Raw genomic sequence first — 23,334 nt, forward strand, 5'->3', positions numbered from 1 at the left:
TTTTACTCAGAATTCCAACTTTTTGCTGAAACAGCAGATCACCGCATCAAGCACGGTGCTCGCGCGCCAGATATTCGTGGGACTGCATCTCCAACAGCCGGCTCTGGGTACGCTCGATTTCGAACTCCAGGCGACCTTCCGAGTAGATTTCGTGGATCGGCTTTTCTGCCGACAGGATCAGTTTCACGCCGCTGTCGTAGAACTCATCGACCATGTTGATAAAGCGACGCGCCGCGTCGTCGTTAGAACGTCCCAGCTGCGGCACATCACTCACAAGTACTGCGTGGAAAATCTTGGCCAACTCGATGTAATCGTTCTGGGAGCGCGGACCTTCACACAGCTCCTTGAAGTCAAACCAGACCACGTCTTCACAGCAGAGGCGGGACTGAATGCCACGACCGTTAACCTCGATCACCTCTTTTTCCACCAACTCTTCCAAGTCAGGCGCCAGACTTCTGAAGCTGGCATTCAGACTCAGGTCAGCCTGATCATCCAGAGGGCAGTGGTACAACTCAGCCTGCTCCAGTGCACGCAGACGGTAATCCACACCGCCATCTACATTAAGCACTTCAGTGTACTTGTTCAGCAGGTCGATTGCTGGCAGGAAGCGGGCACGCTGCAGACCGTCCTTATAAAGACCATCCGGTACGATGTTGGAGGTCGCCACCAGTGATACGCCGTTAGCAAAGAGCTGCTCCAGCAGACCTGCCAGAATCATCGCATCAGTGATATCAGAGACAAAGAATTCGTCAAAACAGATAACCCGCGCTTCTTCGGAGTACTTCTTACCAATCACCACCAGCGGGTTTGGCGTGCCATCCAGCTCCTTCAGCTCTTTATGAACACGCTGCATAAAACGGTGGAAGTGGGTACGCATCTTCTGCTCGAACGGCAGACTGTCGTAGAAGGTGTCCATCAGGTAGGTTTTACCGCGACCAACACCACCCCAGAAGTAGAGGCCCTTAATCGGTTCAACCGTCTCTTTCTTGAACTTGCCGGACAAACGCTGCATCAGGCCTTTTTTAGGCTCAGCTTTGACCGCCGTCAGATCATCGTACAAGCGCTGCAGGTTTTTAACCGCCATTTCCTGTGCCGGGTCGTAAGAAAAATCGTCCCGTTCCAGGTCCTTTTTATAACGCTCTAAAGGAGTCATAGCCGCCGCCCCACTCTACACATTGATTGTTCATTAAGCAGGGGCGAACTTTACCTATCTAAGCACTATTTAGCAAATGCACAAAAGGTGTAAGCCATGCTATGACTGGGCTCAACCCAAACCCAGCAAGCTGATTAACGGCGGTAGCATAAAAGCGGTAAAAGTACCGGTCATCCCCATCGCCAGACCACCAAACGCGCCTGCAATGGCGCCATATTCAAAGGCGTACGCAGTGCCCATGGCATGCGCCGCAACACCCAGCGAAAAACCACGAATCGCCGGGTCATTTACACGTAGCAACTTGCAGATACACGGCGACATCAGGCAGCCGAGCGCGCCCGTGATCAACACCAAACCTGCAGTGAGGGAGGGATAACCACCTATCTTATCGGCAATGCCGATAGCAATCGGCGTCGTTACCGATTTGGGCGCAAGGGAAAGCAATGTCTGCATGGACAGATCGAGCCAGATACCCACAGCGATTGCGGTGAGCGCAGCGACCAGCGCACCTACAGTACACGCCACCAGCAATGGAACCAGCATCGATCGTACGCGAGCTAAGTTATCGTAAAGTGGTACAGCCAACGCCACCACGGCAGGCCCCAACAGAAAAGAGATAAACTGCGCGCCTTCCTTATAAGTATCGTAGGACGTATCGGTTAGCTTGAGCACACCGATGATCAACAGCAAGCCCACTACAACCGGGTGCAACAACGGAGTCCGGCCCGCAAGCCGATTGACCCAGGACGCGAACATAAACGCCAAAATGGTAACGATGATCCATACAAGCGGTGAGGTTTGAAAGTGCACCCAGAGGTCCATCAACCCATTTCCTCCGACGCGTCATCCTTCACCTTCCGTGCATTCATCCATTTTAGAAGCAGCGTCACCAGCAACAAGGTCACGAAGGTACTGACAACCAACGCCGCCAGAATTGCCACCCACTCTGCGGCGATCAGCTGGAAATGCACCATCAACCCCACACCCGCCGGCACAAGCATCAGCGGCAGAATTGAGAGCAGCCCTTCAGCGGATGTACGCAGCCCCGGAGCGACTTCTCCCCGCACCATCAATCCGATCAGCAGCAACACCATGCCCACAACCGCGCCCGGCACAGGGATACCCAAGCCGTATACGATAAGCTCGCCCATCAACTGACAGGCGATCAGAATCAGAAAACCTACAACCACTGCACTATCCCTTTTCGCATCCCTAGAGCACTACACCGATAACACGTCCATCAATTCGTATCCGGCGAGAAGGGCAAACAGAATAAAAATCACCCCGCTCCCGCGCTGTACCCAGGCCACTGACAACCGCTGCAACAACGTACGCCCAGCCAACACACCTAAAAGTGTTGTCCCAATCAGCGCCAGTGTTGATCCAAGCCATACACCCACCGCTGATTCCACACTCGCCAGGCCCGCTACCGCTAATTGCGTTTTATCACCAAACTCAGCCAGGAAAATCAGTAGGAATACGGACACCAACAGATGCTTACCCACTTTACTGTCGCCATCGTTCTCATCTTCATCGGCGCTCCTGAGTGCCTGAATACCAAACAACAAGAACAGCAGCATCACGATAACCAACACAATCCAGTCCGGCACCCATTGGGCAACAAGCACACCTACGGTAACACCCAACAGGTTAAGTGCAGCAAATGCCAGTACTGCGCCAATCAACACCACCGCCGATCGATAGCGGGCGGCCAGTGTCATACATACCAACTGACTCTTATCCCCAAACTCGGCAATAAATACCAATAGGAATGATTTAATGAGGGGCGCTAGAAGTTCCATCAGGCTCTGTTCCGGGTAAGTCGTAAGCGCGCATTATACGAACACTCAGGCACATCCGCACCCAAACGGTAGTCTTATGGCAGCGAAAGGAATGAGGGGAGATTGGACGTACTAGCCAGGACGGTAAGACATTCGGAGTCGGCGAGCGCCAACTCCGGGACAACAGCAGTTAGTGGTTGTGATGCTTCATTTTACCCTGCATCTCTTTCACCTTGGCCTGCACAGTCAGCTCCTGACCAGCGGTAAATTTGATAGTCACAGGAACCGTTTGGCCTTTCTGCAACGGCTCCTTCAGGTTGATCAACATCACATGATAACTACCCGGCTTCATCTCTACCTTGCCGCCAACCGGCACCTGCAGACCTTTAACCTCTGACATGCGCATCACACCATCAACCATGCTGGTCTGGTGCACTTCAACTACCTCAGCAACCGGGCTGGTAGCGGATTCGACCTGCAAAACCTTGTCGCCGGTATTCTGGATCTCCATGTACGCCGCAGAATTTTTCGCCACCGGTGGCACCAGGCGCACCCACGCACCGTGTGCCATGACACCTTCCGCCATCGCGTGTCCTGCACCGGCATATGACATACCGGACATTGAGATCGCAAGTGTAGCCGCACCTGCCAGACCAATCATTTTGCGCATCATATTTGAGCTCTCCCTAAGGTTTGTTGGCATGGTATCCGAGCCCTTCCATGAGCAAAAGGCAATTTGATGCGACCTATTGTCGCGCACCACCCTGAACAAAGGCGAACCATTGATCTTGAGCACAAACATACAACCCATATTTGCTAATGATAATTATTATCATTACGATATAAGAAACCACTGAAAATTCGGAGCTAAGAATGGCGTATATCATCGATGCATGGCTGGACTGCCCCAACCCCTACCTCAAGGTACTGAACAGCATTTCCGGTAGAGAGGTGTTGAACTTTGATCAGCAAGAACTGGATCACCTCCTAGAATCCGGCGAAATCTGCTTGAATGAGCTGATGTCGAATGATCAGCAGGTATTAGAGGAGGTCGTCAGACAACTCGCCCTGTATAGCTGCCGCAAAGAGCTGTACAAGAAAGCTTTTTTGCGGTGCTAAAAACGAAAAAAGGCGGTTAATAACCGCCTTAAAATCTGCGTATCCGTCCTGGCAAAAAAGAAGCCCTCTCACGAGGGCTGAGCCAAGGGATTGGAAAACAGTGTGTTACAGCACCAGACGACGGATGTCGCTCAACAGGCTGTTAACGTAAGTCAGGAACTTACCGGCATCACCACCGTTGATTGCACGGTGATCGTAAGACAGGCACAGCGGCAGCATCTTACGTGGTTCGAACTCCTTGCCGTTCCAGCGCGGTTCGATATCCGCCTTGGAAACACCCAGGATAGCCACTTCCGGTGCATTCACGATTGGGGTAAAGCCAGTACCACCGATACCACCCAGGCTGGAGATGGTGAAGCATGCGCCCTGCATCTCGTTTGGCTTGAGCTTGCGGTCTTTCGCTTTGCCAGCCAGCTCGATCGCTTCCTGAGACAACTCGTAGATGCTCTTCTTATCTGCATCCTTGATCACAGGAACCATCAGGCCGTTTGGAGTATCCACGGCGATACCGATGTTCACGTATTTCTTGTAAACGATGTGCTCACCGTCTGCGTGCAGAGATGCGTTGAACTTCGGATGCGCTTTCAGCGCCATCGCGATCGCCTTGATCATGAACGGCAGCGGAGTCAGCTTAACGCCGGACTTAGCCGCTTCGTCCTTCATAGACTTACGGAACTCTTCCAGCTCAGTGATATCAGCCTTATCGAACTGAGTCACGTGAGGAATGTTCAGCCAGCAGCGAGACATATTGTCGCGCGTTACTTTGGCGATCTTAGACAGTTTTTCAACTTCCACTTCACCAAACTTGCTGAAGTCTACTTCCGGGATCGGCGGAATACCGGAGCCACCGGTTACCGCTGCAGCTGCAGGTTTCTCAGCCAGCTGTTTCAGCGCAGCTTTCACGTACGCCTGAACGTCTTCTTTCAGGATACGGCCTTTTGGACCGGTACCGGTTACCTGAGACAGTTCTACGCCAAACTCACGCGCCACTGCACGCACGGCAGGACCTGCGTGTACGGAGCGGTTTTTCTTCTCCAGAGAGTTCAGATCAACCGACTTGTCAGCTTTCGCTGCCGCTGGCGCGGCTGCTGCAGGAGCTGGAGCCGCCGGAGCTGCTGCTGGAGCAGGCGCTGCTGCAGGCTGTGGAGCCGCCGGTGCTGGTGCACCTGCCACTTCCAGCTTCAGGATCAGATCACCTTCATTACAGGTGCTACCTTCAGCCATTACCACTTCTTTAACCACACCGCCTTTAGGCGCAGGAACTTCCATGGATGCCTTATCGGTTTCCAGAGCGATCAGACCGTCACCTTCTTCGATGGTGTCGCCCGCTTTAACCAGGACTTCAACCACATCTACATCGGTAGAACCGGACAGATCAGGTACCACGACGTCTTCAACGCCACCGGCAACCGGCGCAGCTGCTGGTGCTGCTGGTGCTGCCGGAGTTTCAGCCGCCGGAGCTGCCGCAGGTGCTTCTGCTGCAGGTGCTGCCGCACCACCCACTTCCAACATCAGGATCAGGTCACCTTCGTTGCAGGTACCGCCTTCGGCCATGATCACTTCTTTAACCACACCGCCTTTTGGTGCAGGAACTTCCATGGATGCCTTATCGGTTTCCAGCGCGATCAGGCTGTCGCCCTCTTCGATGCTGTCACCGGCTTTCACCAGCACCTCTACAACATCAACGTCTTCGGAACCAGACAGGTCAGGAACACGTACTTCTTCAACCGCAGAAGCCGCCGGAGCCGGAGCTGCGGCAGGTGCTGCAGCCGGAGCTGGCGCAGGCGCTTCTTCAGCAGCCGGAGCCGCTTCTGGAGCAGGGGCCGCGCCACCTACTTCCAGCTTCAGGATCAGGTCACCTTCGTTACAGGTCGCACCTTCCTGCATGATCACTTCTTTAACCACACCACCTTTAGGGGCTGGCACTTCCATGGATGCCTTGTCAGTTTCCAGTGCAAGCAGGCTGTCACCCTCTTCGATGGTATCGCCTACGTTCACCAGCACTTCAACAACATCAACATCTTCGGAACCGGACAGGTCTGGAACCAGAATGTCTTCAATATTGCTCACTTCGTTATCCTCCAATTAGCCGTTAGAAGTTCAATGGACTTAAACAGTCCAAGGCGCCGGTTTTTCCGGGTTGATGTTGAACTTCTGCATGGCTTTGGCAACGTCAGCAGCCTCAACCTTGCCCTCTTCCTGCAGCGCTTTCAGAGCGGCCAGGACAACGTAGTGACGGTTCACTTCGAAGAACTCACGCAGCTTGCTGCGGGTATCGGAGCGACCGAAACCGTCGGTACCCAGTACCTTGAAGTTACGTGGGATGTATTCACGCAGCTGATCTGCGTACATACGCATGTAGTCGGTAGATGCGATAACCGGACCGTCGCGACCTTCCAGACACTGAGTCACGTAAGACTTGCGTGGCTCTTCGGTTGGGTGCATCAGGTTCCAACGCTCAACTTCCTGCGCTTCACGACGCAGTTCGTTGATGGAGGTGGTGCTCCAGATATCCGCTTCGATACCGTACTCTTCACGCAGGATAGTCGCCGCTTCGCGCACTTCGCGCAGGATAGAACCACAGCCCATCAGCTGTACTTTCTTCTCTGCAGACTTACCTTCTTCCAGCAGGTACATACCTTTGATAATGCCTTCCTCGGCACCGGTTGGCATCGCTGGGTGAGCGTAGTTTTCGTTCAGCGTAGTGATGTAGTAGAAAACATTTTCCTGATCTTTGTACATGCGACGCAGACCGTCCTGCACGATTACAGTCAGTTCGTAACCGTAGGTCGGGTCGTAAGATACGCAGTTCGGGATCATCTGAGCCATCAGGTGGCTGTGACCATCCTGGTGCTGCAGACCTTCACCGTTCAGGGTTGTACGACCGGAAGTCGCACCGATCAGGAAGCCACGTGCCTGGGAGTCACCTGCTGCCCAGGTCAGGTCCATCACACGCTGGAAACCGAACATGGAGTAGAAGATGTAGAACGGCACCATGGTGCAGTTGTTGTTCGCGTAGGAGGTCGCACACGCCAGCCATGCAGAGAACGCACCGGATTCGTTGATACCTTCTTCCAGGATCTGACCGGTTTTGGACTCTTTGTAGAACATGATCTGATCAGAGTCGTGTGGCACGTAGCGCTGACCTGCGGAGCTGTAGATACCCAGCTGACGGAACATACCTTCCATACCGAAAGTACGTGCTTCGTCCGGTACGATTGGTACCACACGGTCACCCATGTTTTTGTCTTTCACCAGGGTGCTCAGCACACGGTTCAGGGACATCTGGGTAGACATCTCACGCTTGCCGCTGTCTTTCAGGTTGTTGGAGAATGCTTCCAACTCTGGCGTTTCCAGCTTTTCAAATTCGGTACGACGTACTGGGTAGAAACCGCCCAGCTTCTCACGACGCTCGAACATGTACTTCATTTCCGGAGAGTCCGGAGATGGACGGTAGTACGGTACGTCTTTCAGCTGCTCATCGGACAGCGGAATGTTGAAGCGATCACGGAAATCTTTCAGATCGTCCAGCGCCACCTTCTTCATGGAGTGGGTGTCGTTTTTCGCTTCGCCGGATTTACCGGTGCCGTAACCTTTAACGGTCTGCGCCAGGATAACAGTTGGCTGACCTTTGTGGTTCATCGCCTGCTGGTAAGCTGCGTATACCTTGTAAGGGTCGTGACCACCACGGTTCAGGTTCATGATGTCTTCATCAGACATATCCTTCACCATCTCCAGCAGTTCAGGGTACTTGCCGAAGAAGTGTTCACGGGTGTAAGCACCACCGTTCGCTTTGTAATTCTGCAGCTCGCCGTCACAGACTTCGTCCATGCGCTTCTGCAGCAGACCTTTGTCATCTTTCTCGAACAGCGGATCCCAGTGACGGCCCCACAGACACTTGATTACGTTCCAGCCTGCGCCGCGGAATACACCTTCCAGTTCCTGAACGATCTTACCGTTACCACGTACCGGACCATCCAGACGCTGCAGGTTACAGTTGATTACGAAGACCAGGTTCTCCAGCTGCTCACGGCCTGCCAGAGAGATCGCACCCAGGGATTCCGGCTCATCACACTCACCGTCACCCAGGAAGGCCCACACTTTACGGTCAGCACGGTTAATCAGATCACGCGCAGACAGGTAACGCATTACGTGTGCCTGATAGATCGCCTGAATCGGGCCCAGACCCATAGATACAGTTGGGAACTGCCAGAAGTCCGGCATCAGCCAAGGGTGTGGGTAGGAAGACAGACCTTTACCGTCTACTTCACGACGGTAGTTGTCCATCTGCTCTTCGGTCAGACGACCTTCCAGGTAGGCACGGGAGTAAATACCCGGTGCGATGTGACCCTGGAAGAACACCATGTCTGCATCGTGCTCACCTTCATTACCACGGAAGAAGTAGTTAAAGCCGATATCGTACAGGGTTGCAGAAGAGGAGAAGGAGGAGATGTGACCACCCAGACCTTCGTCGTTGTCGTTGGCACGCATTACCATCGCCATCGCGTTCCAACGGATAAAGGAACGGATACGACGCTCCATAAACAGATCGCCCGGCATACGAGCTTCATCTTTAGGAGCAATGGTGTTGCGGTACGGGGTAGTCAGAGTCGACTGGGAAGCTACACCCATATCAGTAGCTTTTTTACCCAGTTCACTCAGAATGAAACGCGCGCGGTCGTCGCCTTCGTTTTTGGCAACCGACTCCAGGGCATCCAGCCACTCTTGCGTTTCTACAGGATCGAGATCTTCGATGAAATCTTGCACTTTGCCTTCTCCACTCGGAATTTACGCAGAAATTCTTAAACAGCCCTAATACGTGCGCTCCAGCAACCATGCTGCACCGCAACAAAGCCATCGTTATTTTTGTGTAGTTATTATATTTGTAGTAATACTACATAATCGTGACTACAAAGTCCACATTGTGTAAATTTTAGCCACTTCTTGTAGTATTAATACATTCAAACTTCAGGGGTAATATTTGCGCGTCTTAGTGCACGCTCTAATCGAGTGTTTTCCTTCTGGCCTTCAAGCAGGGCATCTTCCACATATGCCAGGTGGTGATGCGCCGCCTCACGGGCCTTTTCCGGCTCTCCGGCCAGAATGGCATCCATCAGCACTTTATGCTGACAGTGAATCTTTTCGCGGTAGTCCGCTTTGGGGTAAATGTTCTGCAAGTTATCCCAGATATGCTGACGCAACAGACTGAACAGTGCGCGCATCATATGTAGCAACACCATGTTGTGTGTCGACTCCGCAATCGCCAGGTGGAAATCCACATCAGCATACACTTCCTTGTCAAACTGCTTGGTTTCATGGAAATGCTCCAAATCAGCATAGCACTGTCTGATCGCTTCTTTATCGGCTGGCGTGCTTCGTAGCGCAGCGTAGTAGGCCGTCACACCTTCAAGTGCGTGTCGGAATTCAAGCAGGTCGTACTGCGCTTCCGGATGGGTGCGGAACAACTCAAGTAAGGGATCGGAGAACGACCCACCCAGATCTTCAGACACAAAAGTCCCGCCCCCCTGGCGACTGATCAGCAATCCTTTGGCTACCAACTTCTGCACAGCTTCACGCAGGGATGGGCGCGATACCTCGAACTGCTTCGCCATTTCCCGCTCAGGAGGCAATCGCTGCCCCGGCTTCAGACTGCCCTCCAAAATCATGGCCTCCAACTGCTCCATGATTACATCTGAAATTTTGGGCTGCTTAACCCGTTGATATGCCATGCAAAATAACTCCCACAACCATATTGGTAAGACCAATAGTGTAATCGCTTCATCAAGCCAATTTCAAAAAACTTCCAACCACCATTAATCCTACCAACAGACCATTTATGTCTAAAATTGGTAATACCAATGCTATTGAATAAACCATATCTGATCAGGAATCAACCAAAACACCCTATAAGCCAGAAAAAACGCTGAATAATAAATACGAGCAAAAATTGATTGACAAATGATCACCTATGAAAATAAAGTACAAAACCATCTGCTGGTAAATTGGTATTACCAATCAGCAACAAGACAAGCAGTAACCATGATGGTTCTGTCCAAACGGTTCTAATAAAAACAACTAAACATCTAGAGGATGTGTCATGAAAAAGTTTGCTAAGTCCATGATTTCCGTAGCAATCCTGAGCGCAGCAGTGGCTAGCGTATCTGCTCCGGCACAGGCCGCTGACAAGATTCTGCTGAAAACCCCTGTAGCATTTGGTACTCACCTGCCAGCACTGGGCACACCAATCAAGTGGGTTTCTGAACAGCTGAAACTGGTCAGCGACGGCAAAATGAAGATGAAAATCTACGAGCCGGGCAAACTGGTTAGCCCTCCTGAGATCCTGGACGCTGTATCTTCCGGTAAAGTGAACTCCGGTTACTCCACTGCGGGTTACTGGCAGGGCAAAATGCCTGCAGCAGCACTGTTCTCTGCAGTTCCTTTCGGTCCGGAAGCGGGCGAATACATGGCATGGCTGTACTACGGTAACGGTATGAGCCTGTACCAGAAGATGTACGACACCGCGGGTTACAATGTTAAAGTCGTGCCATGTGCGATCATCTCTCCTGAAACCTCCGGCTGGTTCTCTAAGCCGATCGAAAAACCTGAAGACCTGAAAGGCCTGAACATGCGCTTCTTCGGTCTGGGTGCTTCCGTAATGGAGAAACTGGGCGTAGGTACTGTTCAGCTGCCAGGCGGTGAGATCTTCGGTGCGCTGGAGAAAGGTGCAATCGATGCAACTGAATTCTCCCAGCCTGCAATCGACCAGCGTCTGGGTCTGCACAAGATCGTTAAGTACAACTACTTCCCAGGTTGGCACCAGCAGGCAACCGTATTCGAACTGCTGATCAACAAAGACACTTGGGGCAAGATGTCCAAAGGCCAGCAGGCGATCGTAGAAACAACCTGTAAGGCGTCTATGACCAACGCGATCGCGGAAGGCGAATCCATGCAGTTCGAAGTTATGCAGAAAGCTGCAGACAACGGCGTAGAGATCCGCTACTGGAACCAGACCATGCTGGACACTTTCAAGTCCAAGTGGGATGAAGTTGTAGCAGAGAAAACTGCTGCAGATCCTTTCTTCAACGAAGTTTGGACTGACCTGAGCACCTTCCGTAAAGGTTACGACCTGTGGGAAGCAAACGCATTCCTGCCACGTGCTCAGAAGTAATCCAACAACACTTCTGTAAGGCCAATGTCGTGAGACAGCGGCCTTAGCTCAACGGGCCTTCGGGCCCGTCTGCATTCCCAGGGAACGGGCCATAACAACAAAGACTGTGTATAAGGGTGGGTATTCCTGTGACTGAAAACGAAAAGCTTCCATCAGTGCCGCTGGCCGATGGCATTGATCGCTTTATTCAGCGCATCGGCTTAACCGTCGCCTGGGTGTATGTAGCCCTGGTTCTGGTTATTATTCTTCAGGTTATTTTGCGTAAAGGTTTCGCCAGCGGACTGATCGCGTTGGAAGAGCTTCAATGGCATCTGTATGCCGTTGGTGTGATGTTTGGTCTGTCATATGCACAGACAACCAATTCCCACATCCGTGTTGACCTGTTCTACTCGAAGTTTCGTGCTAAAACCAAGCACCTAATCGAGATCATCGGCATCCTGGTTCTTGTGCTGCCGTTTATCGTTATCGTTTTTTTCCACAGTCTGGATTTTGTCGCCGACTCCTGGCGTATTAACGAACATTCAGATGCTCCATCTGGCCTTCCGTGGCGCTGGCTGATCAAAAGTACCATTCCTATTACTTTTGCCCTGCTTGGACTGGCGATGATTTCCCGCCTGATCCGTGACTTTACTTTGCTGCTGCGAGGAGATGCTTAATGGACATCAATGAGATTCTTGTCATTGCGATGTTCCTGTCGTTCATCGCACTGCTGTTTACCGGTATTCCTGTCGCTTGGGTGCTCGGTGGTATTGGCGTAATTTTCGCTGGTGCCGGTTACTTGGCCGATATGTACATGGACACCATGACCGGTCTGGATTACACCACACTGGGTCTTGTAGTTAACCGTCTTTGGAAGATCATGGATAACTGGATATTGGTAGCCCTGCCGATGTTCATATTCATGGGGATCATGTTGGATAAATCCGGCGTTGCTGAACGTCTGATGCAGTCCATGCAGGAGTTGTTCGGTCGCGTACGCGGCGGCCTGGCGATCACGGTTACTGCGATCGGTATCATCCTGGCAGCCTCTACCGGCATCATCGGTGCGTCGGTCGTACTGCTCGCCGTAATGTCCCTGCCGTCCATGACCAAACAGGGATATGCCATGCCACTGGCGCTTGGTACGATTGCCTCGGCTGGCACACTGGGTATTTTGATCCCACCAAGCATCATGCTGGTAATCATGGCGGACCAGTTGGGGCTGTCCGTAGGTGACCTGTTTATGGGTGCGGTAATTCCGGGCCTGATGCTGGGTGGCTTCTATATCCTGTACATCCTGATCACCGGTTTCGTGAAACCCGATGCGGCGCCGATTCCACCAGACGCCAAGCCGATCACAATGGGTGCCTTCATCAATGTGATGAAAGCGGTTCTACCTACGCTGGCGCTGATCTTTGTCGTACTGGGCTCCATCTTCGCCGGTATCGCAACCCCAACCGAAGCCTCCGGTGTAGGTGCATTCGGTGCAACCCTGCTGGCGATGTACAACAAGAAGTTCAACTTCAAGGTCCTGAAAGAAGTTGTCGGCGGCACCATGAACACGACTGCCTACATCTTTGCGATCTTTATCGGTGCGACCTGTTTCGCTCTGGTACTGCGCGAGCTGGGCGGGGACGAGATGATTGAGTCCTTCCTGACCGGTCTGCCATTTGGACCTTACGGCATCATCTTCTTTATCCTGGGTGTGATCTTCCTGCTGGGCTTCTTCCTGGACTGGATCGAAATCACGCTGATTATCCTGCCGCTGCTGGCACCGGTAATCTCTGCCCTGGGCCTGGATATCAACGGCTACGGTGTTGTGGATAATCCAGAGCTGGTGTGGTTCGTGATGTTGGTGGCGATGGCCTTGCAGACATCGTTCCTCACGCCGCCGGTCGGATTCGCGTTGTTCTACCTGAAGGGCGTATGCCCACCAAATGTGAAGCTGTCCGACATCTACAAGGGCGTTATTCCTTTCATCATCCTGCAGCTGATCGGCTTGCTGATCCTGGTTTTCTGGCCACAACTCGTCCTGTGGCTGCCGGCAACGGCTTACGGCTAAACACGGCCAATCCCTTGGCCGCCACTACCGCCCGCGTAGTGGTGGCCTTTTTTCCCTATAAGAAAAACACATAAGAATAACTGTCGAATAACAGACAGAAGAGCGTTGGTGAGGTTAATGGGCTATGAAACAGCAGTATCAGGCGTTTCATGATCAGTTGAAATCCTTTATTCCAGACACACGTCTGATCAGCGATCCGCTGAGAACACTGGCATACGGTACCGATGCCAGCTTTTACCGTCTTGTACCGCAGATCGTAGTACGCGTTGAATCTGCCGACGAAGTGTCCCGTATTGTTAAGCTGGCATCTGATAGCCAGATCCCTGTAACTTTCCGCGCCGCTGGCACCAGTCTGTCCGGTCAGGCAATCACCGATTCTGTACTGATCCAACTCGGTGATGGCTGGAAAGGTTACGAGATTTCCGACGATGCCAGCAGCATCAAACTGCAACCGGGTGTGATTGGCGGTCATGCCAACAAATACCTGGCACCGTTTAACAAAAAGATCGGCCCGGATCCGGCATCTATCAACGCCGCAAAAATTGGTGGTATCGCTGCCAACAACGCCAGCGGTATGTGCTGTGGTACAGCGCAGAACAGTTACCGCACGCTGAAGAGCATGAAACTGGTGCTGTCCGACGGCACTCAGCTGGATACCGGTTGCGAACAATCTCTTGCTGCATTCCGTGAGTCCCACAAAGGACTGCTGGACGCATTGGATGCCCTGGCACGCCAGACCCGTGAGAACGACGCGCTGCGCCAGCGTATCAACCACAAGTACCGCCTGAAGAATACCACCGGCTACTCACTGAACGCCCTGGTGGATTACGAGGATCCGATCGATATCCTGCAGCACCTGATGATCGGCTCCGAAGGCACACTGGGCTTTATGTCCGAGATCACTTACCACACGGTAGACGAATTCCCGGACAAAGCTTCCGCCCTGATCTTCTTCGACACTGTGCGCACCACCTGCGAAGCGGTCGCGATCCTGAAAAATACCCCGGTGTCCGCGGTGGAGCTGATGGACCGTGCCGGCCTGCACTCTGTGGAAAACAAAGAGGGCATGCCGGATTTCATCCGTGAATTGCCGGAAGACGCCGCTGCCCTGCTGGTAGAAACCCGTGCACCGGAAGCGGGCCTGCTGGCGGATCAGGTAGCGCAGATCAAGGCATCGATCGCGCACCTGCAAACCTCCAAACCGGTTGAGTTCACCACCGATCCAGAAGAGTACGCCAAGTACTGGGCAATCCGTAAAGGCCTGTTCCCGGCTGTGGGTGCGGTCCGTATGACCGGTACGACGGTGATCATCGAAGACGTGGCCTTCCCGGTAGAGCAACTGGCGGATGCCGTGCACGACCTGCACCAGATCTTTGAGAAGTACCACTACGACGAGGCTCTGATCTTTGGTCACGCGCTGGAGGGTAACCTTCACTTCGTATTTACCCAGGCTTTCGACAACGACGAAGAGCTGGCCCGTTACGAAGGCCTGATGGACGACGTGGGTAAGATGGTCGTGGAGAAATACGACGGCTCCCTGAAAGCGGAACACGGTACCGGCCGAAACATGGCCCCCTACGTTGAGATGGAATGGGGCGCTGATGCCTACGCTCTGATGTGGGAACTGAAAGAACTGCTCGACCCGCAAGAGATCCTCAACCCGGGCGTTATCCTCAACCGTAACAAGCATGTGCATCTGGAAAACCTGAAACCGATGCCTGCCGCCGATGAGATTGTGGATAAGTGTATCGAGTGTGGTTTCTGTGAACCGACCTGTCCGTCCCGCGATCTGACCCTGAGCCCACGTCAACGCATTGTGCTGTGGCGTGAAATCGCGCGCCTGGAAGCCACTGGTGAAGATGCAGAGCGTCTGGCCGAGCTACGTAAAGAGTATCAGTATCAGGGTACTGATACCTGTGCGGCTTGTGGTTTGTGTTCTACCACCTGCCCGGTGGGTATCAACACCGGCAACCTGACCCGCTCTATCCGCAGCCGCAACAACGAGAACCACACCAAGCTGGCACAGTGGGTGGCGGACCACTACGGCGGTGTCACCAAAGCCACTAAAGCGGCCTTCAAGGTCGCGGACGCAACCCATGCGGTATTGGGCACCAAAGCGATGTCAGCCGTGACCGGTTTTGCCCGCAAAGCCAGTGGTGGCATGGTGCAGCAGTGGACACCGTCCATGCCTACGGCCGCGCCTAAGATCGAGACCCACAAACCGATCACCAATCCAAACGCACCGAAGGTCGTTTACCTGCCAAGCTGCGCCAGTCGTACCATGGGCCCAGCCCGTGGTGATGAGGATCGCACCTCGCTGGCCGATAAAACCGAAGCACTGCTACGCAAGGCTGGTTTTGAGGTGATCTATCCAGATGATATGGACAAACTTTGCTGTGGCATGCCGTTCCAGTCCAAGGGGATGTTTGAGGCGGCGGACTCCAAGTCCAGCGAAGTTGAACAGATCCTGATGCAGGCGACCAACAACGGTGAGATCCCGGTGTATTCGGACACCAGCCCGTGCACCTTGCGTCTGCGCGAGAATATCAGCGAACAGATCAAGTTGTACGACACCGTCGATTTCATCGACCAGTTCCTGCTTGACCGTCTTGTGTTCGAGCCAATCAACGAGCCGGTTGCCCTGCACATTACCTGCAGCGCAACCCGCATGGGCCAGGCCGAGAAGCTGAAACGCATTATGAACGCCTGCTCCAACGAAGTTGTGATCCCGGATCAGATCACCTGTTGTGGTTTTGCCGGCGACAAGGGCTTCAGCACACCGGAACTGAACGCATCTGCGCTACGCACACTGAAGGACAGTGTGAGCAAATGTAAGACCGGTTACTCCACCAGCCGCACCTGTGAGATCGGCCTGAGCCACCATAGCGGCATCGATTACAAATCGATCGTGTATCTGGTTGACCGTGTCACTCAGCCAAAATTGAGCGCTACGGCAAGTACTGACGAAAACCAACGTATTCAGGCCACATCGGCCTGATTCGATAGCAGAGGAAAAAACGATGGCACTTCCAGCGATGAATACCATCCTGTACACCACTTCCCTGGGCAAACATACCCGTCCGGTTTTCCGTCATGCGGTAAACCTGGCACACCAGTTCAACGCTAAAATCGTCATGCTGCACGTGGTTGAACCGATTGGTGAACTGGGCCACGCACTGATCCAGAACTATCTGGATGAGTCCCTGGTGCAAAAGATGCACGATGAAGGTATCAACGCCATTAAAGATCAGATGCGCGAGCGCGTAGCGGCTTTCTGCGCTGACGAACTGCAGAGCCTGCCGGAACCGTTCGATCTGGACATCGAGCACGTGGTCATCGAAGGCAACCACACCGACTCTATCCTGCATGAAGCCAAAGCAATTGATGCGGATATGATCGTAATCGGTTCGGAAAACACCTTCGGCCACCACAGCCACACCACGCAGCAAGTGGTTAAAGGCGCAAAAGTACCTGTACTTGTGGTGCCAACCGGTAAAAAATACGCCTGATTTTTCCGGCTAAGGACACACCGAAATGGAAGACACTTCACTCGCCCTAATCGAACGCATCTTCCTTACGGTGTTCCCTCTGGTGGCGGTCGTTTCTGTCGGCTTCTTTTACGGGCGCGCCCGTAAGCCCGACATGAGCACCGCCAACCAGATCAATATGGACCTGTTCTGCCCGGCACTGATTTTCTCGGTGCTCTCTTCCAAGTCTTTTGATCCGGGAACCTACCAAAACCTTGCCATTGGCGCTGCAGTCGTTGTACTCGGTTCCGGCTTGTTGCTCTGGCCCCTGTGCCGACTGATCGGCGTGAAAGCCAAAACATTCCTGCCACCGATGATGTTCAGCAACAGTGGCAACCTCGGCCTGCCACTAATCGTACTGGCGTTTGGCGAAGAAGCCCTGCCGGTAGCGGTACTGCTGTTCCTGATCGAGAACACCTTGCACTTCTCCGTAGGCGTATACCTGCTGGATCACCGCACCCATCCGCTGTCGCTGTTTCGCATCCCGATGATCCAGGCGTCCGTCCTCGGTATCCTGTGGGGCACGTTTAACCTGCCGCTGCCTGAGGCTGTCGGCACATTTATCAGCATGCTGGGCCAGATCTCGATTCCACTGATGCTCTTTGCCCTCGGCGTACGGATGATCAGTGTGGATTTCAGCAAATGGCGTATCGGTTTGCTTGGTGCTGTGCTTTGCCCACTCAGTGGAGTTGTGATCGCACTGGCGCTACAACCGGTGTTGCAACTGAGCGATACGCAGTTTGGTTACCTGATCCTGTTTGGCGCTCTGCCACCGGCCGTACTGAACTATATGGTCGCCGAACGCTACAACCAGGAACCGGAACAAGTTGCCTCCATCGTATTACTCGGTAATATGGGAAGTCTGATAGCAATCCCATTAACCTTGGCTTTTGTGTTGTAGACGATGCGTATCGGTATTGATCTGGGTGGCACTAAAATAGAAGCAGTGGCGCTGGATCAATGCGGCGAGACCCTATTTCGAAAACGGGTTAACACTCCACAAGGTGATTACGCCGCAACCTTGGACGCTATCTGCGCGCTGGTTCAGGAAGCCGATCAGATTCTGGGAAGCCGCGGTTCAGTGGGTGTCGGCATCCCCGGCACTATCTCTCCTTCAACCGGTCTGGTTAAAAACGCCAACTCCACCTGCCTTATCGGCAATCCCCTCGATCAGGATCTAAGCGAACGCCTTGAACGCCCTGTACGGTGTGCCAACGACGCCAACTGCTTTGCCCTGTCCGAAGCCACCGACGGCGCGGCTGCCGGTGCCGGGTCTGTGTTTGGCGTCATCCTGGGTACCGGCGTCGGCGGTGGGCTGGTAATCAACGGCCAGATCGTGTGTGGCCCGAACTCCATCACCGGCGAGTGGGGCCATAACCCCCTCCCCTGGCCCAATAACAGCGAATCCTCCGCTGCTCCCTGTTATTGCGGCCAAACCGGCTGTATAGAGACCTGGTTAAGTGGGCCTGCGCTGAGTCGACAATATCAGAAGCTCAGTGGCCTTGATCTCAGCGCAGATCAGATCTGGAAGCTGGTCCGTGACAATGATCCGCTGGCACAAGCGATCAGCCAGCAGTACTACCGTCGTCTGGCAAAAAGCCTGGCGTCGGTTATCAACGTTATCGATCCGGAAGTAATTGTATTAGGCGGCGGCCTGTCCAACGAAAGCTCGCTGTATGAGGCAGTACCTGCCTTGTGGGGGGAATACGTCTTTTCGGATAGCGTGGCAACCCGTTTGGTGCCCGCGCAGTTCGGCGACGCCAGTGGAGTCCGTGGCGCCGCCTGGTTATGGCCACAAACGCCGGTTAAGGCTTAACCTCCGCTACGGCCGGTTTACCTACAATGATCAGATGGCGATTTTTCTCCACTGTCGCTTTTCCGATCCCTTTCACTCTGGCCAGATCATCCACATTCACAAACGGTCCGTTTGCACTGCGATAGTCCACAATGGCCAAGGCTTTCTTTTTGCCGATACCGGAAAGGTTTTGAGCAATCTCTTGAACACTGGCTGTATTCAGATCGATAGGCTCGGGTTGAGCCGCGATTGAGGAAAAAGAGAAGGAAAGAAAAAGCACGGCGAGCAGCGCCCGCACTGAACCAAGCAGGGTCATACAACAATCTCCATATCGTTAAAATAAAAAGGCCGGTTAATCCATAACCAGCCTTTTCTTTGTATCAAATCCCCCTGCAAGGGGCAATACCCTTTAAACCAGTGCGGCTATTTCGCTTTCAATATCAGCCAGGGCCTGTACCGGTTCGTCGGCCTTGGTAATCGGGCGACCAATCACCAGATAAGTACTGCCTGCTTCCAGTGCCTGTGCCGGTGTCATAATACGCTTCTGGTCGCCGACCGCCGCATTAGCTGGACGAATACCCGGGGTTACCAGCTGGAATTCTGGCGAGATAATTTCGCGCAGGGGCTGTACTTCCTGCGCAGAACATACGATGCCGTGCAGGCCACTCTCTTCGGTCAGTTTCGCCAGGCGTTTTACATGCTCCAATGGTTCGATATCCAGACCGATATCTGCCAGGTCCTGGCGCTCCATGCTGGTCAGCACTGTTACACCGATCAGCAGAGTCTCACTGCCGTTAACCTGTTCCAGTTCGTTGCGTGCCGCTTCCATCATACGACGGCCACCGCTGGCGTGGACATTCACCATCCACACACCCAGCTCAGCTGCAGCACGTACAGCCTTGGCTGTGGTATTTGGGATATCATGGAACTTCAGATCCAGGAACACTTCGAAACCCAGCGCATGCAGAGCTTCTACCACCGCCGGTCCGCTGCGGGTAAACAACTCCTTCCCTACTTTCACCCGACACCGTGCCGGATCAAGACGCTGCGCCATCGCCAATGCTTCAGCTTGGCTAGGGTAGTCGAGCGCAACGATAATACGCTTGGAATCTTTAATCATTAAAGCTCTCTCAAGTTAAGTTATTCGCCTTCCAGACCCTGAATAGGTCTGGTCGTGCTCCATTTTTTACAGGATGGACACTGCCAGTGCAGTGTCTTGCCGGAAAAACCGCAGCTGTTGCAACGATAGATCGGCTTCGACAGCTCCAGCTGTCCCGTCAAACCACGCAATACCCGTAAGCTGTCCCGCGCGCTCTCTGCGCCGTGTTCGATATGCATGTCGATCAGGCGGTTAAAACCTTTTACCGACGGCCGCTTCTTCAGCTCTTCGGTGATAAAGCTGCCCGCCACATAGAGCCCCTGCTCGTCTTTGATCTGCTCAGCCACCGCCAAGGTGACACTGGTCGACGGAGCCTTGGACATGCATTGCTTCAGATAGACATTAAGCTCTTTTTCATTACGCAGATGACCATAACAGGTACGCAGCATGGCCAAGGTCTCGCTCACAAAGACCGGATCGCGATCCGCCACCTGCTTTAAATGTTTGATCGCCTGACGCCATTCACTCTGATCCATGGCAATACGGGCATACAGCAGGCAACTACGCCCCCCCTGCGGATCGTAAATTTCACTACGCCGCAGGTAGGACTGAGCATCACGGTATTGATGGCGCTGAATCAGTGCCTCTGCCATCTCACAGCAATAGTGCGCCAGTTCACAGCTTAGCTTCTTACGTTCGTCCATCGGCAGCTGATCGGCTGCCGCTAGCGCCTTTTCCCACTCCGCCTCTTTTTCGTAGAGGGAGATCAACAGACGTTGAGCGTTTACCAGTGTTTCACGTACCGGACGCTGGCGGATAATTTCCAGCAGCAGGTTCTCGGCACGGTCCAACAGGCCAATAGCGTAGTAATCGCGCGCCAGTGCCATCTGCACACGCAGGAATTCACTGCGATCAAGGTCCGGACGTGCTAACAGATTCTGGTGAATCTGAATCGCACGTTCCACGTCGCCCTTACGACGAAAGAGCTTGGCTAATGCCAGATGGGCGGGAATGGTATCAGAATTGATTTCGAGCGCACGGATAAAGCTTTCGATCGCTTCATCGGTACGCTCGTTCAATAGGTAATCAAGTCCGGCGAAGTAGTCCCGACTGATATTATTGGAAAGGCGCTGATACTGCGCCTTATTGCGTTCCCTGCGTCCTAGCCACCAACCTGCGGCCACCGCCAGAAAAAGCGGAACGATCAGCAGGTAGTTTTCTAACTCAGGCGGCATTCTTCAAACCAGCTGTTCTCAGCTGATCCAACTCCTTCTGTGCATTGGAAACACGGCGACGCTCGGCACGCAGACGGGTGCGCAGCAGCAAGATACTCACAACGCTGATAGCCATCCCCAGGATGCCACCCAGGATAAAAGTTGCTACCAGCCACAGGGACAAGCTTGCTTCCGGCAATTTGATCAGCACCAGATCTACCGCCACCATTTGGGTGTTGTTGATTGTGAACATCACGCCCACAAACAGGAACAACAGACACAGCAACCCGAGGATTGCACCTTTAATCCAACGCACTTATCTAAACCTCTTATCTTGAACCGTTTCCGGGTATCAGTAACCCTGCTCCAGGCTGGAGTTTACCTGTTCTCGCAGCTCCTTGCCTGGTTTGAAGTGTGGAACGTGTTTAGCATCCAGCTCCACTGACTCACCCGTCTTTGGGTTTCGTCCGACACGTGGGGCACGGTAGTGCAGGCTAAAACTACCGAAACCACGAATCTCAATCCGGTCACCTTGAGACAACGCCTCGGTCATCTGATCGAGCATCGCCTTCACCGCCAATTCTACATCCTTTACCGACAACTGGTCATGTCGATCAACCAAACGTTCTATTAATTCTGATTTGGTCATGGCTAGCCTCTGGATTTTCGTTTTTATTGCTTGAGTCGCCCATGGTCCGCGACAGCAGAATCCCTACAAACGAAAGAGGAGAGCAATGCTCTCCTCCATGAATCAGGACTTATCTTTATTCATCTGTGCCTTAATCAGATCACCAATGGTGGTCGGACCGGACACATCAACAGATTGCTGATTCACAGACTGCATCGCAGCTTTATCCGACTGCATCTCTGCCTGTTTAACCGAGATATTGATCAGTCGATTACGACGATCCACGCTACTGATCATCGCTTGTACTTCATCCCCTACATGGAACGCAGTGGTCATATCAGCAATTGCATCCCGACTCGCATCGGATGCTTTCAACAGCGCTTCGACCCCTTCAGCCAGTTCTACGCGCGCCTGTTTTGCTTCTACTTCGCGGATTACACCGCTGACCTTACTGCCTTTACCATTCTGGTTTACAAATTCCGCAAACGGATCGGTCGCCAGCTGCTTCAGGCCCAGTGCGATACGCTCACGCTCTGGGTCAACCGACAGCACTTGCGCCTCAACTTCATCACCTTTGCTGAAGTTTTTCACGGCAACTTCACCCGGTTCGTCCCATGAAAGATCAGACAGATGAACCAGACCATCGATGCCGCCGTCCAGGCCAATAAACACACCAAAGTCGGTGATCGATTTGATCTTACCGCTGAGACGATCACCTTTCTTATGGGTGGCGGCAAACTGCTCCCAAGGGTTCGCCTGACACTGTTTCATGCCAAGCGAGATACGGCGGCGCTCTTCATCGATATCAAGGATCATGACCTCAATTTCGTCCCCGATCTGTACAACTTTGGAAGGGTGAACGTTTTTGTTGGTCCAGTCCATCTCAGAGACATGCACCAGACCTTCAATGCCGGATTCGATCTCTGCGAAGCAACCATAATCGGTCAAATTAGTGACTCGTGCCTTGACGCGACTGCCTATATTGCAAGTTTTCTTCAACTGCGTCCAAGGATCGTCCGCCAGCTGTTTCAGACCCAGCGATACACGATTGCGCTCGCGATCAAAGCGCAGCACCTTCACATCGATCTCTTCGCCGATCTTCAACACTTCGCTTGGATGTTTAACACGCTTCCAGGCGATGTCTGTAATGTGCAGCAGGCCATCCACACCACCCAGGTCGATAAACGCACCGTAGTCAGTGAGGTTTTTAACCAGACCTTTAACCACACTGCCCTCTTCCAGCTGCTCGAGCAGTTTTTCACGCTCAATGTTATACGCAGCTTCAAGCACAGCACGGCGAGACACAACAATGTTGTTGCGCTTGGCGTCCAGTTTGACCAGTTTAAATTCGAGATCCTGCCCTTCGAGATGGGTTGTGTCACGCATTGGGCGCACATCAACCAGAGAGCCTGGCAGGAAGGCTTGGATACTGTTCACGTTGACCGTGAAGCCACCACGTACTTTACCGGTAATGGCGCCGGTGACGATTTCATCCTGTTCAAAAGCTTTCTCCAGCTCTTTCCAGGCTTCAGCACGTTTGGCTTTTTCGCGGGAGAGGACCGTAGATCCGAAACCGTCCTCTACCGCTTCAAGGGAAACCTGGACCTCATCACCAACGGCGATGGTCAGTTCCCCTTTGTCATCAAAGAACTGCGCTTTGGGGATCACCCCTTCAGACTTGAGGCCCGCATTTACAACCACGAAATCACTATCGATTGCGACAACAACGCCGGTAACAATAGAACCGGGAGCCATATCCAGATCCTGGAGGCTCTCCTCGAAAAGTTCTGCAAAACTTTCGTTCATAGC

General features: G+C 53.1%; 22 protein-coding genes. 8 read left to right on the plus strand and 14 right to left on the minus strand.

Going from position 1 to position 23,334, the window contains the following annotated elements; all coding sequences use genetic code 11:
- Positions 1-46: 46 nt before the first annotated feature.
- The 5 genes from zapE to ACEQ15_RS15410 form a co-directional block, all read right to left on the minus strand.
- Entirely contained in the window at positions 47-1,153 is a 1,107-nt protein-coding gene (gene zapE, locus ACEQ15_RS15390) for a cell division protein ZapE (protein ID WP_370280113.1), read from the minus strand.
- Positions 1,154-1,264: 111 nt separating this feature from the next.
- Entirely contained in the window at positions 1,265-1,975 is a 711-nt protein-coding gene (locus tag ACEQ15_RS15395) for an LrgB family protein (RefSeq protein WP_370280115.1), read from the minus strand.
- A complete protein-coding gene (locus ACEQ15_RS15400) occupies positions 1,975-2,343 on the minus strand; it encodes a CidA/LrgA family protein (RefSeq protein ID WP_370280116.1) in 369 nt (122 codons plus the stop codon). Before ACEQ15_RS15400 ends, ACEQ15_RS15395 begins: the two co-directional genes overlap by 1 nt.
- Before the next feature lie 30 nt (positions 2,344-2,373).
- Complete coding sequence (locus ACEQ15_RS15405) at positions 2,374-2,955, minus strand: TMEM165/GDT1 family protein (RefSeq protein ID WP_370280117.1); 582 nt, start codon at positions 2,953-2,955, stop codon at positions 2,374-2,376.
- A 169-nt stretch (positions 2,956-3,124) separates the two neighbouring features.
- Positions 3,125-3,607: a copper chaperone PCu(A)C gene (locus ACEQ15_RS15410; protein ID WP_370280119.1), complete on the minus strand. Its 483-nt coding sequence runs from the start codon at positions 3,605-3,607 to the stop codon at positions 3,125-3,127.
- A gap of 200 nt (positions 3,608-3,807) precedes the next feature.
- Here ACEQ15_RS15410 and ACEQ15_RS15415 point away from each other — a divergent pair, with 200 nt between their 5' ends.
- Complete coding sequence (locus tag ACEQ15_RS15415) at positions 3,808-4,053, plus strand: hypothetical protein (RefSeq protein WP_370280122.1); 246 nt, start codon at positions 3,808-3,810, stop codon at positions 4,051-4,053.
- Positions 4,054-4,158: 105 nt separating this feature from the next.
- Here ACEQ15_RS15415 and aceF read toward each other — a convergent pair whose 3' ends face one another.
- The 3 genes from aceF to pdhR all read right to left on the minus strand — a co-directional run bounded on the left by aceF (position 4,159) and on the right by pdhR (position 9,782).
- Positions 4,159-6,123 (minus strand): dihydrolipoyllysine-residue acetyltransferase, encoded by a 1,965-nt coding sequence (aceF, locus tag ACEQ15_RS15420; protein WP_370280123.1) that lies wholly within the window; start codon positions 6,121-6,123, stop codon positions 4,159-4,161.
- A 39-nt stretch (positions 6,124-6,162) separates the two neighbouring features.
- Complete coding sequence (gene aceE / locus ACEQ15_RS15425) at positions 6,163-8,820, minus strand: pyruvate dehydrogenase (acetyl-transferring), homodimeric type (RefSeq protein WP_370280124.1); 2,658 nt, start codon at positions 8,818-8,820, stop codon at positions 6,163-6,165.
- 194 nt (positions 8,821-9,014) lie between these two features.
- A complete protein-coding gene (gene pdhR, locus ACEQ15_RS15430; protein WP_370280126.1) occupies positions 9,015-9,782 on the minus strand; it encodes a pyruvate dehydrogenase complex transcriptional repressor PdhR in 768 nt (255 codons plus the stop codon).
- A gap of 368 nt (positions 9,783-10,150) precedes the next feature.
- Here pdhR and ACEQ15_RS15435 point away from each other — a divergent pair, with 368 nt between their 5' ends.
- From ACEQ15_RS15435 to ACEQ15_RS15465, 7 genes are all read left to right on the plus strand, one after another.
- Complete coding sequence (locus tag ACEQ15_RS15435; protein WP_370280128.1) at positions 10,151-11,221, plus strand: TRAP transporter substrate-binding protein; 1,071 nt, start codon at positions 10,151-10,153, stop codon at positions 11,219-11,221.
- A 128-nt stretch (positions 11,222-11,349) separates the two neighbouring features.
- Complete coding sequence (locus tag ACEQ15_RS15440) at positions 11,350-11,877, plus strand: TRAP transporter small permease subunit (protein WP_370280130.1); 528 nt, start codon at positions 11,350-11,352, stop codon at positions 11,875-11,877.
- The gene (locus ACEQ15_RS15445; protein WP_370280133.1) at positions 11,877-13,262 is read left to right on the plus strand and encodes a TRAP transporter large permease subunit; all 1,386 of its coding nucleotides are present in this window, start codon (positions 11,877-11,879) and stop codon (positions 13,260-13,262) included. The genes ACEQ15_RS15440 and ACEQ15_RS15445 overlap by 1 nt, the downstream gene beginning before the upstream one ends.
- 124 nt (positions 13,263-13,386) lie before the next feature.
- Positions 13,387-16,260, plus strand: coding sequence for an FAD-binding and (Fe-S)-binding domain-containing protein (locus tag ACEQ15_RS15450; protein WP_370280135.1), 2,874 nt, complete (start codon positions 13,387-13,389; stop codon positions 16,258-16,260).
- A gap of 22 nt (positions 16,261-16,282) precedes the next feature.
- The gene (locus tag ACEQ15_RS15455) at positions 16,283-16,771 is read left to right on the plus strand and encodes a universal stress protein (RefSeq protein ID WP_370280136.1); all 489 of its coding nucleotides are present in this window, start codon (positions 16,283-16,285) and stop codon (positions 16,769-16,771) included.
- Between the two features lie 25 nt (positions 16,772-16,796).
- Complete coding sequence (locus ACEQ15_RS15460) at positions 16,797-17,690, plus strand: AEC family transporter (protein WP_370280137.1); 894 nt, start codon at positions 16,797-16,799, stop codon at positions 17,688-17,690.
- A gap of 3 nt (positions 17,691-17,693) precedes the next feature.
- Positions 17,694-18,605 (plus strand): ROK family protein, encoded by a 912-nt coding sequence (locus ACEQ15_RS15465; protein WP_370280138.1) that lies wholly within the window; start codon positions 17,694-17,696, stop codon positions 18,603-18,605.
- Here the strand turns inward: ACEQ15_RS15465 and ACEQ15_RS15470 are convergent.
- The 6 genes from ACEQ15_RS15470 to rpsA all read right to left on the minus strand — a co-directional run bounded on the left by ACEQ15_RS15470 (position 18,595) and on the right by rpsA (position 23,331).
- Complete coding sequence (locus tag ACEQ15_RS15470; protein ID WP_370280139.1) at positions 18,595-18,900, minus strand: ComEA family DNA-binding protein; 306 nt, start codon at positions 18,898-18,900, stop codon at positions 18,595-18,597. The two genes, ACEQ15_RS15465 and ACEQ15_RS15470, sit on opposite strands and share 11 nt — an antisense overlap.
- Before the next feature lie 93 nt (positions 18,901-18,993).
- The gene (gene pyrF / locus ACEQ15_RS15475; protein ID WP_370280140.1) at positions 18,994-19,704 is read right to left on the minus strand and encodes an orotidine-5'-phosphate decarboxylase; all 711 of its coding nucleotides are present in this window, start codon (positions 19,702-19,704) and stop codon (positions 18,994-18,996) included.
- A 20-nt stretch (positions 19,705-19,724) separates the two neighbouring features.
- Complete coding sequence (gene lapB, locus ACEQ15_RS15480; protein ID WP_370280141.1) at positions 19,725-20,918, minus strand: lipopolysaccharide assembly protein LapB; 1,194 nt, start codon at positions 20,916-20,918, stop codon at positions 19,725-19,727.
- Positions 20,908-21,213 carry a LapA family protein gene (locus ACEQ15_RS15485; RefSeq protein ID WP_370280142.1) on the minus strand — a complete coding sequence of 102 codons (306 nt, stop codon included), beginning with the start codon at positions 21,211-21,213 and terminating at the stop codon, positions 20,908-20,910. The genes lapB and ACEQ15_RS15485 overlap by 11 nt, the downstream gene beginning before the upstream one ends.
- A 36-nt stretch (positions 21,214-21,249) precedes the next feature.
- Positions 21,250-21,546: an integration host factor subunit beta gene (gene ihfB, locus ACEQ15_RS15490; protein WP_282350011.1), complete on the minus strand. Its 297-nt coding sequence runs from the start codon at positions 21,544-21,546 to the stop codon at positions 21,250-21,252.
- Positions 21,547-21,648: 102 nt separating this feature from the next.
- Entirely contained in the window at positions 21,649-23,331 is a 1,683-nt protein-coding gene (rpsA, locus tag ACEQ15_RS15495) for a 30S ribosomal protein S1 (protein WP_370280143.1), read from the minus strand.
- Between the last annotated feature and the right edge of the window lie 3 nt (positions 23,332-23,334).

Origin of the sequence: Pontibacterium sp. (genome assembly GCF_964228735.1) — a bacterium.
Classification (GTDB): Bacteria; Pseudomonadota; Gammaproteobacteria; order Pseudomonadales; family Balneatricaceae; genus Pontibacterium.

Bases quoted from the DNA above. Each gene is read 5' to 3' on its own strand.
- ACEQ15_RS15405 (WP_370280117.1), bottom strand. From the start codon at position 2,955: ATGGAACTTCTAGCGCCCCTCATTAAATCATTCCTATTGGTATTTATT.
- pdhR (WP_370280126.1), bottom strand. From the start codon at position 9,782: ATGGCATATCAACGGGTTAAGCAGCCCAAAATTTCAGATGTAATCATG.
- zapE (WP_370280113.1), bottom strand. From the start codon at position 1,153: ATGACTCCTTTAGAGCGTTATAAAAAGGACCTGGAACGGGACGATTTT.
- ACEQ15_RS15460 (WP_370280137.1), top strand. From the start codon at position 16,797: ATGGAAGACACTTCACTCGCCCTAATCGAACGCATCTTCCTTACGGTG.
- ACEQ15_RS15465 (WP_370280138.1), top strand. From the start codon at position 17,694: ATGCGTATCGGTATTGATCTGGGTGGCACTAAAATAGAAGCAGTGGCG.
- ACEQ15_RS15435 (WP_370280128.1), top strand. From the start codon at position 10,151: ATGAAAAAGTTTGCTAAGTCCATGATTTCCGTAGCAATCCTGAGCGCA.
- rpsA (WP_370280143.1), bottom strand. From the start codon at position 23,331: ATGAACGAAAGTTTTGCAGAACTTTTCGAGGAGAGCCTCCAGGATCTG.
- ACEQ15_RS15445 (WP_370280133.1), top strand. From the start codon at position 11,877: ATGGACATCAATGAGATTCTTGTCATTGCGATGTTCCTGTCGTTCATC.
- ACEQ15_RS15470 (WP_370280139.1), bottom strand. From the start codon at position 18,900: ATGACCCTGCTTGGTTCAGTGCGGGCGCTGCTCGCCGTGCTTTTTCTT.
- ACEQ15_RS15410 (WP_370280119.1), bottom strand. From the start codon at position 3,607: ATGATGCGCAAAATGATTGGTCTGGCAGGTGCGGCTACACTTGCGATC.
- ACEQ15_RS15415 (WP_370280122.1), top strand. From the start codon at position 3,808: ATGGCGTATATCATCGATGCATGGCTGGACTGCCCCAACCCCTACCTC.
- ACEQ15_RS15455 (WP_370280136.1), top strand. From the start codon at position 16,283: ATGGCACTTCCAGCGATGAATACCATCCTGTACACCACTTCCCTGGGC.
- pyrF (WP_370280140.1), bottom strand. From the start codon at position 19,704: ATGATTAAAGATTCCAAGCGTATTATCGTTGCGCTCGACTACCCTAGC.
- ACEQ15_RS15395 (WP_370280115.1), bottom strand. From the start codon at position 1,975: ATGGACCTCTGGGTGCACTTTCAAACCTCACCGCTTGTATGGATCATC.
- ACEQ15_RS15450 (WP_370280135.1), top strand. From the start codon at position 13,387: ATGAAACAGCAGTATCAGGCGTTTCATGATCAGTTGAAATCCTTTATT.
- lapB (WP_370280141.1), bottom strand. From the start codon at position 20,918: ATGCCGCCTGAGTTAGAAAACTACCTGCTGATCGTTCCGCTTTTTCTG.
- ihfB (WP_282350011.1), bottom strand. From the start codon at position 21,546: ATGACCAAATCAGAATTAATAGAACGTTTGGTTGATCGACATGACCAG.